Origin of the sequence: Sinomicrobium kalidii (assembly GCF_021183825.1) — a bacterium.
Taxonomy (GTDB): domain Bacteria; phylum Bacteroidota; class Bacteroidia; order Flavobacteriales; family Flavobacteriaceae; genus Sinomicrobium; species Sinomicrobium kalidii.
Genome location: NZ_CP089211.1, coordinates 5,327,475 through 5,341,048, shown reverse-complemented (window position 1 = coordinate 5,341,048; position 13,574 = coordinate 5,327,475). Strand labels below are relative to the sequence as shown.

Sequence of the window (13,574 nt, the reverse complement as noted above, 5' to 3'; positions counted from 1 at the left end):
AATTTCAGAAGCAGGGGGGATACTACTTTTACCCCGTAGAATTAAAAACGGAAATCATGAAACATTTAATTATTTACGCACACCCGAACCCCGAAAGTGTGAACGCCCGGTTAAAACAGAAGCTTGAAGAACATTTGTTAAATGACGGACACCATGTCAAAGTAAGGGATTTATACCGTATTTCGTTCAATCCGATACTTTCCCCGGAGGATTTGAAAGGGCAACGGAACGGAATGGTTGCGGAAGATGTACGGCAGGAACAAGAGCACATTACCTGGGCCGATTGTATTACTTTTATTCATCCTATCTGGTGGACGGGCCTTCCCGCCATTCTGAAAGGGTATATAGACCGGGTTTTCAGTTATGGTTTTGCTTATAGCTATGCCAGGGGGAAACAGGAGGGATTACTTACGGGGAAAAAAGCAGTTGTTGTCAATACACAGGGAAAATCTGCGGAAGAATACCGGGAAACCGGAATGGATGAAGCGCTCTCCCTGACATCTGACCAGGGGATCTATGCATATTGCGGTTTGGAGGTCATGAAGCATTTTTACTTAGACAAAGCGGACAGGGCCACTTCGAAGACCATAGAACGCTGGACCGGGGAAATGCTTGAGTTATACAACTCCGGACTTCATCTGCATAAAAGTGAAACAACGATTTATCTGTAAAGTTAAAATACAGAAAGAGTTATATTTTCTGATATATCAGAAGCTACCCGGCATGTTGTGAAATATCAAATGCGGGTAGCTTTAGATTGCGGGGAAAGCAGTTCAGGCCGTGTTTTTATATCCTGTTACCTGTCATTTTATTTCAGTCTGTCGTTTATCAGTTCCAGGTTAATAGCCGCTCCGGCCTTGGTACCGGCAGCCACAGCTACGGAGACCGAACGCATGGGAGTAGTATTGTCTCCGGCTGCATAAACACCGTCTACAGAAGTTTTGCCCAGAAAATCGACCGCTATATGTCCGTGATCGGTGAATTCACATCCCAGCTCTGCCGGGGCGTTACAGTGCTGTTCAAATGCGACGCGGGAATAAATGGCTTTCGGTTCAAACGTTGTGCCGTCGGAAAAGATGGCACTTTTTACGTATCCGTCTTCGTGCTCCAGTTCGGAGATTTCTTTTTTGATGATGTTTATACCCAGCTCATGTATAAGATGTGTCTGTATTTCGGTAAGTTCCGGATCACCGTTGGTCAACAGGGTAAGGTCGTTGGTCCAGTGTTGTATGAGTTTACTGGTTTCAAATGCCGTTTCCCCGCTGGCCAGTATTCCCGTTCTGACATTCCTGACCTCATAACCGTGGCAATAGGGACAATGTAACACGCTTATGCCCCAGCACTCCGCAAAACCTTTAATAGACGGCATAATGTCCCTTACTCCGGTGGCAAAAAGGATTTTTTGGGCCATGATTACAGTACGGTCTCCGAGTCGGATTTTAAATGTATCGTCCTGTTTTTCTACTGCTGTAACCAGTCCCTCTTTAAACGTTACCGTATTGTATTCCAACACCTGCTTTTTAGCCTTGTCTGCCATAACGGCTGGGGGAACACCGTCCAGGGTGATAAAATTATGTGAGTGGGGTGTTTGCCTGTTGCAGGGCTGTCCGCTGTCAATAACAAGTGTTTTACGCAGTGATCTGCCCAGGGCCATGGCTGCGGATAATCCGGCATAACTCCCTCCTATAACAATGACTTCAAAATGATCTTGTACTTTCATGCTTCTGTTTTTGAGTTCTGTATTTTGATGACAAAGATATAATAAATGCTACAAAGTTGCATTAAATTAAAGATTGAAATTTTTCATACAGATTTAAATAACGTGAATAATGAATAAGTTGTTCAGGGCAAAAGCATTGTAAAAGTTTAAGTTCTTTTTTGAGTTTTTAAAAGCTCCTCCCTTCATCCCGATGGTTATCGGGAGAAGGGAGGTGGGCAGACTTTAGTCTGGTCGGAGGGTTTGAAATCCCAAACCATTGGATAAACATAAGTGTTTGGGGATAATTCCCAGGGCTTGAGCTGGTCAGACTCCCCGTCCTGCACGGCAGGACACCCCTCTTCGCCTGAAGACCTGTGCTGAGTGAAGCCGAAGTAAGCGAGCCTTTTTTCTTATCCATTATTCACGTTAAATAACTGCGTTCGTATAAAGAAAACAATAGGGGATAAGGAGAATTACGCTTTTTCGTGGGAACGACTTTCGATTAAGATCCGGGTAGTTTAGATTGTCGTTCAGTGAATAATAATTGCCTCTTGAATAAGGCTTGTGAAAATACGCTCTCCGTTTGCATTTCGGTTTTCGTTTCCCTGGTCCGGCTCTTCTCATCATTTTTATAAAATACATATTTCTTGGCCGCAATTAGGGCGGTAAGAATACGGAATAAAAATCACTTCTTTTCCGTGCTCTCTTTTGTTATATATTTGCCCTATGCATTTAGAATTCTCATTTATTATCCCGGTGTATAACAGGCCCGATGAGGTTGCGGAACTATTGGAAAGCATGGCGGGTCTGGATTACGATAATCCTTTTGAAGTGGTTATTGTGGAGGATGGGTCGACTGTTCCGGCAAAAGAGGTGACCGATAGCTTTTCAGGTAAGTTGAACATATCCTATTATTTCAAGGACAATTCGGGACCGGGGGATTCCCGGAATTTTGGTATGCAAAAGGCAAAAGGGAATTATTTTATTATCCTGGATTCCGACTGTATTCTTCCGCCGCACTATCTCAGGGAGGTGCAGACTGCACTTACTTCAGATTATGTACATTGTTTCGGAGGGCCCGACACTGCACATTCGTCTTTTACCGATCTGCAGAAAGCCATCAACTATGCCATGACCTCTACGGTCACTACCGGGGGGATACGCGGAAAGAAAAAATCCGTAGGCAGATTTCAGCCCCGCAGTTTTAATATGGGAATTTCAAGGGAAGCGTTTTTAAAGACAGGAGGATTCGGGAAAATACATCCCGGGGAAGACCCGGACCTCACCATCCGACTTTGGAAAGCCGGTTATGATACCCGGTTTGTTGAAGGTGCCTTTGTGTATCACAAAAGACGTATTTCCTGGTCGAAATTCTTTAAACAGGTCTATAAATTCGGAATGACCCGGCCCATTCTGAACCGCTGGCATCCGCATACCGAAAGAATCGTGTACTGGTTGCCCGCACTTTTTGTAACCGGGCTGGTCTTTTCACTTTTTCTCTGGTTGGCGGGACTATCGTTTTTTGCCGGACTGTACACCTTGTTCTTTATTGTTGTTTTTATAGATGCCCTGTACAAGAACAGGAATGTAAAAGTTGCATTTTTGTCGGTTTTTGCGGTGTTGGTACAATTTTCGGGCTATGGTTACGGTTTTATAAAAAGTACTTTTGCGATGAAAGTGTTGAAAAGCGATCCGCAAAAGGCATTTCCGGAATTATTTTTTAATTAGCAAATGGTTTCAAGACCTCCTGTATGAGAATTGAAAAACAGAAAATATGGGCACGTCTTAAAAAGGAGAAGGCATCCTTGTTTTTATTCTTCTTTCTTTTTTCCAGCGTGCTGTGGTTTTTGATCAAGCTGCCCAACCGTTATACCACTTCGGTATCCATAAGACCTAACTATGTGGGTGTACCGGAAGGGAAATTGCTGGTAGATCCCTCCCGGAATATCAGGGTGGAGATCAATGCCAAAGGATTCAAGCTTTTCGGCCTCAAATATTTCGGAAAGGAGGTGGATATAGATCTGTCTGATTTGAGGGAATCGGGTAACAAATTCTACCTTCTTACGACAGATATAAGAAAGCAATTGATGGCGGCGATGTCCGGCGAGGTGGAATTAAGGCAGTTTGCCGGCGATACGCTCTTTTTCCGCTTGGGTGAAAATATCACCAAAAAAGTAAAGGTCATGCCCAGAGTGGATATATCTTTTGCCCGCGACCATCACATATATGACAGTCTGAGGGTAACTCCGGAGACCGTGAGTGTATTCGGGCCGGATGTTGAGGTGAATGAACTGGATACGTTATATACCAGGCAGGTTACACTCCGGGAAGTGAATGAAGATATTGATATACATACTACCCTTGATATTCCGGAAAAGTTCAATGACCTGGAATTTGAACACAAAAAGGTGGTCGTGGCAGCCAGGGTAGAGCGGTTTTCCGAAAAAAAGCTGATCATTCCTGTTTCCGTGATGAATGTGCCCGAACAAAAAATGGTCAGGACTTTCCCTTCCGAGGTAGAGATAATTTGTCAGGGAGCCTTAAAGGACCTGAGCAGTTTGAGTCCTTCGGACTTTACAGTGGCGTGTGATTATAATTCCATCACGGATTCGGTGGAATATGTTCCGATCCGGGTGACAAAAAAGCCTGCCATTGTCAAACGGATAAAACTGTCCGGGAAGCAGGTTGAGATCCTGATAAAAACCAGGAAAAATGAATCTTCCCGATAAAACGGATGTCAGAATAATCGCTGATATTCAGGTAAGTAAATGTGAAATATTTCGGAGATCACCTTGTGTGTCCGGAGTAAAAGTGTTAAATTAATAGTACATAGCGGCAAAATAATGATAGTTGGTTTAACAGGAGGTATAGGCAGCGGTAAATCCACTGTAGCCAGGATGTTTTCGGCATTGGGGGTTCCGGTGTACATAGCAGATACCGAAGCAAAGAAGCTGATGCATACCTCTTCGAAGGTCAGGGCGCAGATAGTAGAAATTTTCGGAGAAAAAGCCTATACTGAATCCGGTTTGGACAATGCGTATATAGCGGGCGTTGTTTTTCAGGACCGGGAGCTCCTGGACAGGCTTAACGGTATTATCCATCCCGAAGTAGGCAGGCATTTCAGGCAGTGGTATGAAAAGCAACAGGCTCCCTATGTGATCAAGGAAGCGGCTATCCTTTTTGAAAGCGGGGCGTATAAGGATTGCGATGTTGTAATAACGGTTACGGCACCGCAGGAAACGCGAATAGAAAGAGTGATGCAACGCGACGGGGTTTCGCGGGAAGCCGTGGAAAACCGTATAAAAAACCAGTGGGATGAAGCCCGTAAAGCAGAACTTTCAGACCATATCATAACCAATACCGACCTGGAAGCGACACAAAAACAGGTAGAAAAGCTGCATTTACGTTTAATAAAAGCCGATACTTCCCGTTAAATTACGGGTAATTTTGTTAAGGTTTGGTTAAAGCTAAGACAAACTGCATATTAAACCCTTAATTTTGCTTCAATGAGTAAGAAGTTATTTGTCCTTCTGGTTGCTTTGATGAGTTTATCCCTGATTGGTATCATTTTTGTGCAGGGATACTGGATAAAGACAGCAGTGGATGATAAAGAAGAGCAGTTTTCCAACAGTGTCATGCAGGTGTTAAAATCTGTTTCAGGCAAGATCGAGAGAAGGGAAATAGAGGATTATTCCAATAAATACCTGCAATTGATTGACAGCATTGGAGAATTTAAAGAAGCAGAACTCAGGCAGATACTCTTTATTGACAAGGATGAGGAAAATAACGAAATGTTCATTTATTCTCATGGTGTTCTGGAAGAGGATTACGGCATATCTTCTACGTTCTTTGATAGTGAATCGGATTCTATCCCCATTAAAAACTTTAACAGTAAACGGAGGACGATTATTGTAAAGGAAGGGATAGATATTGACGGTAAGACAAAGTATACCCCTTCCGAGAGAATTGAAAAAATAGGCGGGATGTCGGCCATAGACAAGGCCCATTTCGAAACCTATTTCCGGCATTATGCAAAACGTCAGCCTATACGCGAAAGAGTATCTGATCAGGAAATACAGTTGTTGTTACAACGGGAGCTTTCGGAAGCCGGGATCGACCTTAATTTTGAATACGGGGTTTACGACAATGGCCTGGCCACCAAAGTAAGGTCGAGAGATTTTGCCCTGAGTGAAAGTACCAGGTATAAAGTCCCCATTTTTGTAGACGAAGAAGGGAAAACGGATTTTGACCTGTTGGTCACGTTTCCCAAGAAAAAGAAATTCCTGATATCCAGTATTCTGGGCATGGCCCTGTTGTCCATTATTTTTACATTGATTATTGTTATTGCATATTCCGGGGCCATTCACCAACTTATCCGCCAAAAACAGATATCCGAGATAAAAACGGATTTTATCAACAACATGACCCATGAGTTCAAAACCCCCATTGCAACCATAAACCTGGCGCTGGATGCCATTCAGAATCCCAAGATACTGGAGAATCGCGAAAAAGTGAGGCAATACCTTCAGATGATCAGGGATGAGAATAAGAGAATGCATGCACAGGTAGAAAATGTATTGCGGATATCCAAACTGGAAAAGAATCAATTGGAGATCACCAAAGACGCTCTGGATATCCACGATCTTATTGAAGAGGCCATTGCACATATTTCTCTCATGGTAGAGAATCGCGGCGGATATATAAAAACACATTTTGAAGCGGAACAAAGCGAAGTTCTTGCCAACGAATTTCACTTTACCAATGTGTTGGTAAATATCCTGGACAATGCGATTAAGTATTCCCCCGATTCACCCCAAATAGACGTGTATACCGAAACGGTGAAAAACAGTATACTCATAAAAGTGCAGGACCAGGGAATGGGAATGAGCAAAGCCGTGCTGAAAAGGATTTTTGAAAAATTTTACAGGGAGCATACGGGCAACATCCACAATGTAAAAGGACACGGACTCGGGCTTGCATACGTAAAAAATATAGTAGAGGACCACCAGGGAGTGGTCTATGTAGAAAGTGAAAAAGATAAAGGAAGTACCTTTTTTATAAAGTTACCTTTAATATAAAAATTATGGAAGCAGTAAATAAAAAAATCTTATTGGTTGAAGACGATCCCAATTTCGGGATTGTTCTTAAAGATTATTTAGCGCTAAACAATTTTGACGTGGTTTTAGCAAAGAACGGCATGGAAGGGTTTGAAAAGTTCCGGAAGGATAATTTCGACCTTTGTATCCTGGATGTGATGATGCCTTACAAGGACGGTTTCACACTGGCAAAGGAAATAAGAGAGAAGAACGAACACATACCGATCATATTCCTCACCGCAAAAACCATGAAGGAAGATGTCCTGAAAGGGTATAAGGCGGGTGCGGACGATTACCTGAACAAACCTTTCGACTCGGAAGTGCTGCTCTTTAAGATCAAGGCCATCCTGCAGCGAAAAGCCAATGCCGGAGCGGCAGAGAGCAAGCAGTTCGAGTTCCGGATAGGTAAGTTCCATCTGAACTCCAAACTACGGTTTTTGACTTATGGAGACGAAGAGCCCATAAAGCTGTCGCCTAAGGAGAATGAGCTGCTGCGCCTGCTGGCCCTGCACGAAAACGACCTGATGCCGAGGGAGCTGGCGCTTACCAAGATATGGAGAGACGATAATTACTTTACCTCCAGGAGTATGGATGTGTACATCGCCAAGTTGAGAAAATACCTCAAAAGGGATGAAGATGTGGAAATACTCAACATCCACGGTGAAGGGTTCCGCCTTGTAGTAAAAAGTGAAGCGGAATAAAACACAAATTCAATCACTCCAAACAACATTTCTGTTACACCCCGGGCGCAGCCAGAAGGATAACTGCCCTGCTGCGCTCGAAGGTTTCAGAAGAGATCTTTCTTTTTAACCTGTACAATTTTTCCAGATAACATCTTTTTCGGGAGGAGGTGCCGTGATAGTCATTTCTTCTTTCTTGACGGGATGGACAAAAGAGAGTCTACGGGCGTGCAGATGAATGCCCGCATCTTTATTGCTCCGTTCAAAACCGTATTTGAGATCACCTTTTATCGGACATCCCATACCGGCCAGCTGTGCACGTATCTGGTGGTGCCTTCCGGTGTGGAGGTCTATTTCGAGGAGGTAATAGTTCGTTAACTTTTTCAGGGTTTTATAGGTCAGGGCTGCTTTTTTGGCGTTGGGGACTTCCTTGTTATGGGCATACGACCTGTTTTGCTTCGGGTTCCGTACCAGCCAGTGTTCCAGGTGTCCCTCATTTGCCGGAGGAGGATTCTTGACTACCGCCCAATACGTTTTCCGGGCTTTCTTTTCAGCGAATATCTTATTGAGCCTGGGAAGGGCCTTGGAGGTCCTGGCAAAAACCACGATCCCGCTTGTGGGCCTGTCCAGCCGGTGTACCACACCCAGGTATACTTTGCCGGGTTTGTTGTATTTCTCCTTAATGTATTCCTTGACGACTTCACTTAGCGGCTTGTCTCCTGTTTTATCGCCCTGGACAATATCCCCCGGACGCTTGTTGACAACAATAATATGATTGTCTTCGTAAAGGACCTGCAGGTTATTTTTGTTGGAAAGTATTTTCATATAACATACGGAACTACGGATCACATATCCTGTGATCATGGGATTGTAACCCGTAGTTCGGCTATCAGGAATATATTAGTATTGTTCCTCCTCATTGGGAAAGTCCCGTTCTTTTACATCTTCCACATACCGGGATATGGCATTGGTCATGTCGTCATAGAGGTTCATGTAGCGGCGAAGGAACCGCGGACTGAACTCATAGGTCATGCCCAACAGATCGTGCAGCACCAATACCTGGCCGTCCACACCGCTTCCGGCCCCGATACCGATAACGGGGATGGAAACACTCTCTGCAACTTCGCGGGCCAGTTTGGCGGGAATTTTTTCCAGTACGATGGAAAAACACCCCATTCTTTCCAGGAGTATGGCATCTTCTTTTAATTTTTCGGCCTCATCCTCTTCCTTGGCCCTTACCGTATAAGATCCGAACTTATAAATGGATTGGGGGGTAAGGCCCAGGTGCCCCATAACCGGTATACCTGCATTTAATATGCGTTTTATGGATTCCTTGATCTCTTTACCTCCTTCGAGCTTTATGGCGTGGGCTCCGCTCTCCTTCATGATCCGGATTGCCGAACGCAATGCTTCCTTGGGGTCCGATTGGTAACTTCCGAAAGGCAGGTCTACTGCAACCAGAGCTCTTTTTACGCCACGTATCACTGAAGACGCGTGATAGATCATCTGGTCGAGGGTAATGGGCAGGGTGGTTTCGTGTCCTGCCATGACATTGCTGGCAGAGTCGCCTACCAAAATAACATCTACCCCTGCGCCGTCCACGATTTTGGCCATGGAATAGTCGTAGGCAGTGAGCATACTTATTTTTTCGGCATTTTCTTTCATTTCAACCAGGGATTTTACCGTAACCCTTTTGTATTCTTTTTTTGCAACAGACATATTCGTTATTTATGATTTGTTGTTTATTCTTTTATAACCAAAAAATGAAAAGTTATTGTAAAAGTACTAAATTGTATGCTTAAAAACACGGTCCATGAGAATGGTTTTATTTTTAGGGCTGATTTTCTGTCTGGGAAACCTCAACGCACAGTCCGTACGGGATGAAGCGGCTATAAGGAAGACTGTATCAGAATTCTTTGCCGCTTTTCACGCCCGGGATTCGGTACGGTTAAAGGGTATTGCCGGTCCGGGATGTATCCTGCGAAGCATTTCTGTGAAAAAGGATGGAAAGGTGGTTGTAAGTACACAGTCTTTCGACGGTTTTGTAAGAACGGTGACGACGCTTCCGGAAACAGTGGATTTCAGAGAAAAACCATTGTCCTTTGACATACGGCATGACGGACTGATGGCAGATGTCTGGGTACCGTATGAATTCTATTACGATCACAAACTGCACCATACGGGCGTAAATTCCTTTGTCCTGTTCCGGAATGAGCAGGGGATGTGGAAGATTCTCGGTATTATAGATACCAGGAAGAAACCTTCCGGGTAGTTTTTAACAGTCTGACAGAAAAACACCCACGGCCAGTCCGCCTTCAGAAGTTTCCTTGTATTTGGAGTTCATGTCCTTGGCAGTTTCCCACATGGTATTGACCACTTTGTCCAGGGGGACCTTGGCATTTTGAGGGTCGCTGTCCATGGCCAGTTCAGCGGCATTGATCGCTTTTATGGCCCCCATGGCGTTTCGCTCTATGCAGGGTACCTGTACGAGCCCTCCTATGGGATCACAGGTAAGTCCCAGGTGATGCTCCATAGCGATTTCCGCGGCCATCAAAACCTGTTCGGTCGAACCTCCGGATACTTCCGTAAGACCGGCAGCGGCCATTGCCGAAGAAACTCCGATTTCCGCCTGGCAACCTCCCATGGCTGCCGATATGGTAGCACCTTTCTTGAAAATGCTGCCTATTTCCCCTGCTGTCAGCAAAAAGCGTTTGATATGTTCAAAACCGGCATTGTGGTTTTCAATGACCATATAATACATCAATACCGCTGGGATGACCCCGGCACTTCCGTTTGTGGGGGCAGTGACCACCCTGCCCAGGGAAGCATTAACTTCATTCACACTCAGAGCAAAACAGCTTACCCACTTGAGTATTTGCCGGAATTTCACTTCCGTTTCGCGTATGGTCTCCAGCCATTCCTGCGGAGTGTTGTAGGGGAGGGTTCCCTTGAGTTTCTGGTAAGAATCGTAAGCACGTCGCCTCACTTTTAATCCGCCGGGCAGGGTGCCTTCAGAATGGCATCCGATGTACATGGATTCGAGCATGGTATCCCATACCCGGTGCAGTTCCCGGTCGATCTCCGTATCCGTTCGCAGTGATCGTTCGTTCTCCAGTACGATCTCCCAAATGTTTTTTTTCTCTTTTTTGCAATATTCCTGGAGTTGTGCGGCATTTTCCACCGGGTATGGAAAACGGTTGAACACTTTTATATTTTCTTTGGCAGAGACCCGTTCTTCCCTAACCACAAAACCACCACCAATGGAATAATACGTTTCGGAAAAGGTGTTCCCCGTTTTTGAAACAGCGGTAAACCGCATACCATTGGCATGAAACGGCAGAAATTTCTTTTGAAAAACAATGTCTTTTACCATGTCAAAATCTACCGCGTACGAATTCCCGAAAAGGATTTCCTTTTTTTCCTTTACCCGGGCAATAACCTCCGGAATTTCTTCCACGGGGATGTATTCCGGGTCCTTTCCGCAAAGTCCCAGGATAACGGCCAGATCGGTGGCATGCCCCTTACCGGTGAGGGAAAGGGAGCCGTACAGATCTGCGTGTATGGATACAATGTCGTCAAAATGGCCTTCCGCTTTCAGTTCGTTTATCCATCGCTCTGCCGCCCTCCAAGGGCCCAGCGTATGGGAACTGGAAGGACCGATACCGATTTTTAACATGTCAAAAACACTGATGCACTCCATCTGTATTCTTTAAATATGATCCCTGTGTTTATGTCACGGGATAAGTGTTATATAATACAATTAAATTGCCGGTATATGTTATAATAACAACATAATTTGCAAAGGCAAATATAAATGAATAGTTGAGAATCCATAACGAGAAAAGACGGTTTCCCGGTTATTGTTAACAATTATTTCAAAGTGTAAAAACGGGGAGCGATAGCGCAAAGTATAGCGGAACGGAAAAATACAGCCCTCCGGTTCCCGTGTCTTTACAGGGTTTCCGTCAAAATGACAGGAATATTTTTAAATATGGCAGTAAAATTCTCATTATAATTTTTTGGCACAGTCATTGACTTGTTGATAGCAAACGAGTGAAAACACCAAAAATAAAGTAAATAAGAACACACTATTATGAGTAAAATTATTGGAATCGACTTAGGTACTACCAACTCCTGCGTTTCCGTAATGGAGGGGAATGAGCCGGTAGTGATACCTAATGCTGAAGGAAAAAGGACAACACCTTCTGTTATTGCATTTGTAGAGGGAGGAGAGATCAAGGTCGGAGACCCGGCAAAACGTCAGGCTGTGACAAATCCGCATAAAACCATTTATTCTATTAAGCGTTTTATGGGGAACAAGTTTTCTGAATCTGAAAAGGAAGCGGGAAGGGTGCCTTATAAAGTGGTAAAAGGCGACAATGATACGCCCCGCGTGGAAATCGAAGGGCGTTTATATACGCCCCAGGAGTTATCTGCCATGATACTCCAGAAGATGAAGAAAACGGCTGAGGATTACCTCGGACAGGAAGTATCGGAGGCAGTGATCACCGTACCGGCCTACTTTAATGACTCCCAGCGTCAGGCTACCAAAGAAGCCGGAGAGATTTCCGGGCTTAAGGTACAGCGTATTATCAATGAGCCTACTGCTGCGGCTTTGGCTTACGGTCTGGACAAGTCTAACAAAGACCAGAAGATTGCCGTATATGACCTCGGTGGGGGTACTTTTGATATCTCGGTACTGGAACTGGGTGACGGCGTTTTTGAAGTATTGTCTACAAACGGGGATACGCACCTCGGGGGTGACGACTTTGACGAAGTGATCATCAACTGGTTGGCAGAAGAGTTCAAAAAAGAAGAAGAAGTGGACCTTCGGAAAGACCCGATGGCGCTCCAACGTCTGAAAGAAGCAGCGGAAAAGGCTAAAATAGAATTGTCTTCGTCTTCACAGACCGAGATCAACCTGCCTTATGTCACCGCAACGGCTTCAGGCCCGAAACACCTGGTAAAAACCCTTACCAGATCCAAGTTCGAGCAGCTGGCTGATGAACTGGTGAAACGATCCATGCTTCCTTGTGAAAAAGCGCTGAAAGATGCCGGATTGTCCAAATCTGATATTGACGAAGTGATCCTGGTAGGTGGTTCTACCCGTATTCCCAAAATACAGGAAGAAGTGGAGAAATTCTTTGGTAAAAAACCATCCAAAGGAGTTAACCCGGATGAAGTGGTAGCCATAGGAGCTGCAATTCAGGGTGGTGTACTTACCGGAGATGTAAAAGACGTATTGTTGCTGGATGTTACTCCGCTGTCCCTGGGAATTGAGACCATGGGAGGCGTGATGACCAAGCTTATCGAGGCCAATACGACCATTCCGAGTAAAAAATCGCAGATATTCTCTACGGCGGCAGATAACCAGCCTTCTGTGGAGATCCACGTGCTTCAGGGAGAAAGGCCCATGGCCAATGATAACAAGACGATAGGGCGTTTTCACTTGGACGGCATTCCGCCTGCCCCGAGAGGGACACCCCAGATTGAAGTTACTTTTGATATCGATGCCAACGGTATTATCAAGGTATCTGCAACAGACAAGGCTACCGGAAAATCCCAGGATATCCGTATAGAAGCATCTTCCGGACTTACAGAGGAAGAGATAGAAAAAATGAAGAAAGAGGCCGAAGCCAATGCTGAAGCTGATAAGCAAACCAAGGAAAAGGTGGATAAGCTCAACGAAGCCGATGCCATGATCTTCCAGACCGAAAAGCAACTGAAAGAGTTCGGTGATAAATTGTCTGACGACAAGAAAAAACCGATAGAAGATGCGCTGGAAGAACTGAAAAAGGCTTATGAAAGCAAGGACATTGCCGTTATAGAGCCTGCCCTTGAAAAGATAAATGAAGCCTGGAAAACCGCCAGTGAAGAAATGTACAAGGCACAGGCCGAAGCACAGCAAAATGGTGCACAAGGACAAGGTCAGGGTGCAGATACCGGTGCCGGTACTTCTTCCGGTAGTGATAAGCAACAAGGCGATGATGTACAGGACGTAGATTTTGAAGAAGTGAAATAAGTTAAAACCTTATATGTTGTATGAAAAGCTGCCGGATTTTAAGTCCGGTGGCTTTTTTTATTTCTTAGTAACGCAAT

Annotated in this window: 12 protein-coding genes; 8 read left to right on the top strand and 4 right to left on the bottom strand. The window is 44.8% G+C overall.

Translation table 11 applies throughout. The features are described from left to right. Window positions 1-56: 56 nt before the first annotated feature. The gene (locus LS482_RS21540; RefSeq protein WP_233029662.1) at window positions 57-671 is read left to right on the top strand and encodes an NAD(P)H-dependent oxidoreductase; all 615 of its coding nucleotides are present in this window, start codon (window positions 57-59) and stop codon (window positions 669-671) included. Between the two features lie 137 nt (window positions 672-808). Here LS482_RS21540 and LS482_RS21535 read toward each other — a convergent pair whose 3' ends face one another. Further along, entirely contained in the window at window positions 809-1,720 is a 912-nt protein-coding gene (locus tag LS482_RS21535; protein WP_233029661.1) for an NAD(P)/FAD-dependent oxidoreductase, read from the bottom strand. Between the two features lie 705 nt (window positions 1,721-2,425). Here LS482_RS21535 and LS482_RS21530 point away from each other — a divergent pair. The 5 genes from LS482_RS21530 to LS482_RS21510 all read left to right on the top strand — a co-directional run bounded on the left by LS482_RS21530 (window position 2,426) and on the right by LS482_RS21510 (window position 7,496). Then, on the top strand, window positions 2,426-3,427 hold the full coding sequence (locus LS482_RS21530) for a glycosyltransferase family 2 protein (RefSeq protein WP_233029660.1): 1,002 nt from the start codon (window positions 2,426-2,428) through the stop codon (window positions 3,425-3,427). A gap of 23 nt (window positions 3,428-3,450) precedes the next feature. Then, window positions 3,451-4,428, top strand: coding sequence for a YbbR-like domain-containing protein (locus LS482_RS21525; protein WP_233029659.1), 978 nt, complete (start codon window positions 3,451-3,453; stop codon window positions 4,426-4,428). Window positions 4,429-4,542: 114 nt separating this feature from the next. Continuing rightward, the gene (gene coaE, locus LS482_RS21520; protein ID WP_233029658.1) at window positions 4,543-5,133 is read left to right on the top strand and encodes a dephospho-CoA kinase; all 591 of its coding nucleotides are present in this window, start codon (window positions 4,543-4,545) and stop codon (window positions 5,131-5,133) included. Between the two features lie 72 nt (window positions 5,134-5,205). Continuing rightward, on the top strand, window positions 5,206-6,777 hold the full coding sequence (locus tag LS482_RS21515) for a sensor histidine kinase (RefSeq protein ID WP_233029657.1): 1,572 nt from the start codon (window positions 5,206-5,208) through the stop codon (window positions 6,775-6,777). A 5-nt stretch (window positions 6,778-6,782) separates the two neighbouring features. After that, entirely contained in the window at window positions 6,783-7,496 is a 714-nt protein-coding gene (locus LS482_RS21510) for a response regulator transcription factor (protein ID WP_233029656.1), read from the top strand. Between the two features lie 105 nt (window positions 7,497-7,601). Here LS482_RS21510 and LS482_RS21505 read toward each other — a convergent pair whose 3' ends face one another. Together LS482_RS21505 and panB are read right to left on the bottom strand one after the other, a co-directional pair. Beyond that, complete coding sequence (locus LS482_RS21505) at window positions 7,602-8,339, bottom strand: RluA family pseudouridine synthase (protein WP_437441003.1); 738 nt, start codon at window positions 8,337-8,339, stop codon at window positions 7,602-7,604. Between the two features lie 36 nt (window positions 8,340-8,375). Further along, complete coding sequence (panB, locus tag LS482_RS21500; protein ID WP_233029655.1) at window positions 8,376-9,194, bottom strand: 3-methyl-2-oxobutanoate hydroxymethyltransferase; 819 nt, start codon at window positions 9,192-9,194, stop codon at window positions 8,376-8,378. Between the two features lie 94 nt (window positions 9,195-9,288). On the opposite strand from panB, the gene LS482_RS21495 reads away from it, so the two are divergent. Beyond that, window positions 9,289-9,747, top strand: coding sequence for a nuclear transport factor 2 family protein (locus LS482_RS21495; RefSeq protein WP_233029654.1), 459 nt, complete (start codon window positions 9,289-9,291; stop codon window positions 9,745-9,747). Window positions 9,748-9,750: 3 nt separating this feature from the next. On the opposite strand, the gene LS482_RS21490 is transcribed toward LS482_RS21495, so the two are convergent. Next, window positions 9,751-11,175: an L-serine ammonia-lyase gene (locus tag LS482_RS21490; RefSeq protein WP_233029653.1), complete on the bottom strand. Its 1,425-nt coding sequence runs from the start codon at window positions 11,173-11,175 to the stop codon at window positions 9,751-9,753. A 393-nt stretch (window positions 11,176-11,568) separates the two neighbouring features. Here LS482_RS21490 and dnaK point away from each other — a divergent pair, with 393 nt between their 5' ends. Then, window positions 11,569-13,497 (top strand): molecular chaperone DnaK, encoded by a 1,929-nt coding sequence (gene dnaK, locus LS482_RS21485; RefSeq protein WP_233029652.1) that lies wholly within the window; start codon window positions 11,569-11,571, stop codon window positions 13,495-13,497. Window positions 13,498-13,574 lie beyond the last annotated feature (77 nt).

Bases quoted from the DNA above. Each gene is read 5' to 3' on its own strand.
- LS482_RS21540 (WP_233029662.1), top strand. From the start codon at position 57: ATGAAACATTTAATTATTTACGCACACCCGAACCCCGAAAGTGTGAAC.
- LS482_RS21535 (WP_233029661.1), bottom strand. From the start codon at position 1,720: ATGAAAGTACAAGATCATTTTGAAGTCATTGTTATAGGAGGGAGTTAT.
- LS482_RS21530 (WP_233029660.1), top strand. From the start codon at position 2,426: ATGCATTTAGAATTCTCATTTATTATCCCGGTGTATAACAGGCCCGAT.
- LS482_RS21525 (WP_233029659.1), top strand. From the start codon at position 3,451: ATGAGAATTGAAAAACAGAAAATATGGGCACGTCTTAAAAAGGAGAAG.
- coaE (WP_233029658.1), top strand. From the start codon at position 4,543: ATGATAGTTGGTTTAACAGGAGGTATAGGCAGCGGTAAATCCACTGTA.
- LS482_RS21515 (WP_233029657.1), top strand. From the start codon at position 5,206: ATGAGTAAGAAGTTATTTGTCCTTCTGGTTGCTTTGATGAGTTTATCC.
- LS482_RS21510 (WP_233029656.1), top strand. From the start codon at position 6,783: ATGGAAGCAGTAAATAAAAAAATCTTATTGGTTGAAGACGATCCCAAT.
- LS482_RS21505 (WP_437441003.1), bottom strand. From the start codon at position 8,339: ATGATCACAGGATATGTGATCCGTAGTTCCGTATGTTATATGAAAATA.
- panB (WP_233029655.1), bottom strand. From the start codon at position 9,194: ATGTCTGTTGCAAAAAAAGAATACAAAAGGGTTACGGTAAAATCCCTG.
- LS482_RS21495 (WP_233029654.1), top strand. From the start codon at position 9,289: ATGAGAATGGTTTTATTTTTAGGGCTGATTTTCTGTCTGGGAAACCTC.
- LS482_RS21490 (WP_233029653.1), bottom strand. From the start codon at position 11,175: ATGGAGTGCATCAGTGTTTTTGACATGTTAAAAATCGGTATCGGTCCT.
- dnaK (WP_233029652.1), top strand. From the start codon at position 11,569: ATGAGTAAAATTATTGGAATCGACTTAGGTACTACCAACTCCTGCGTT.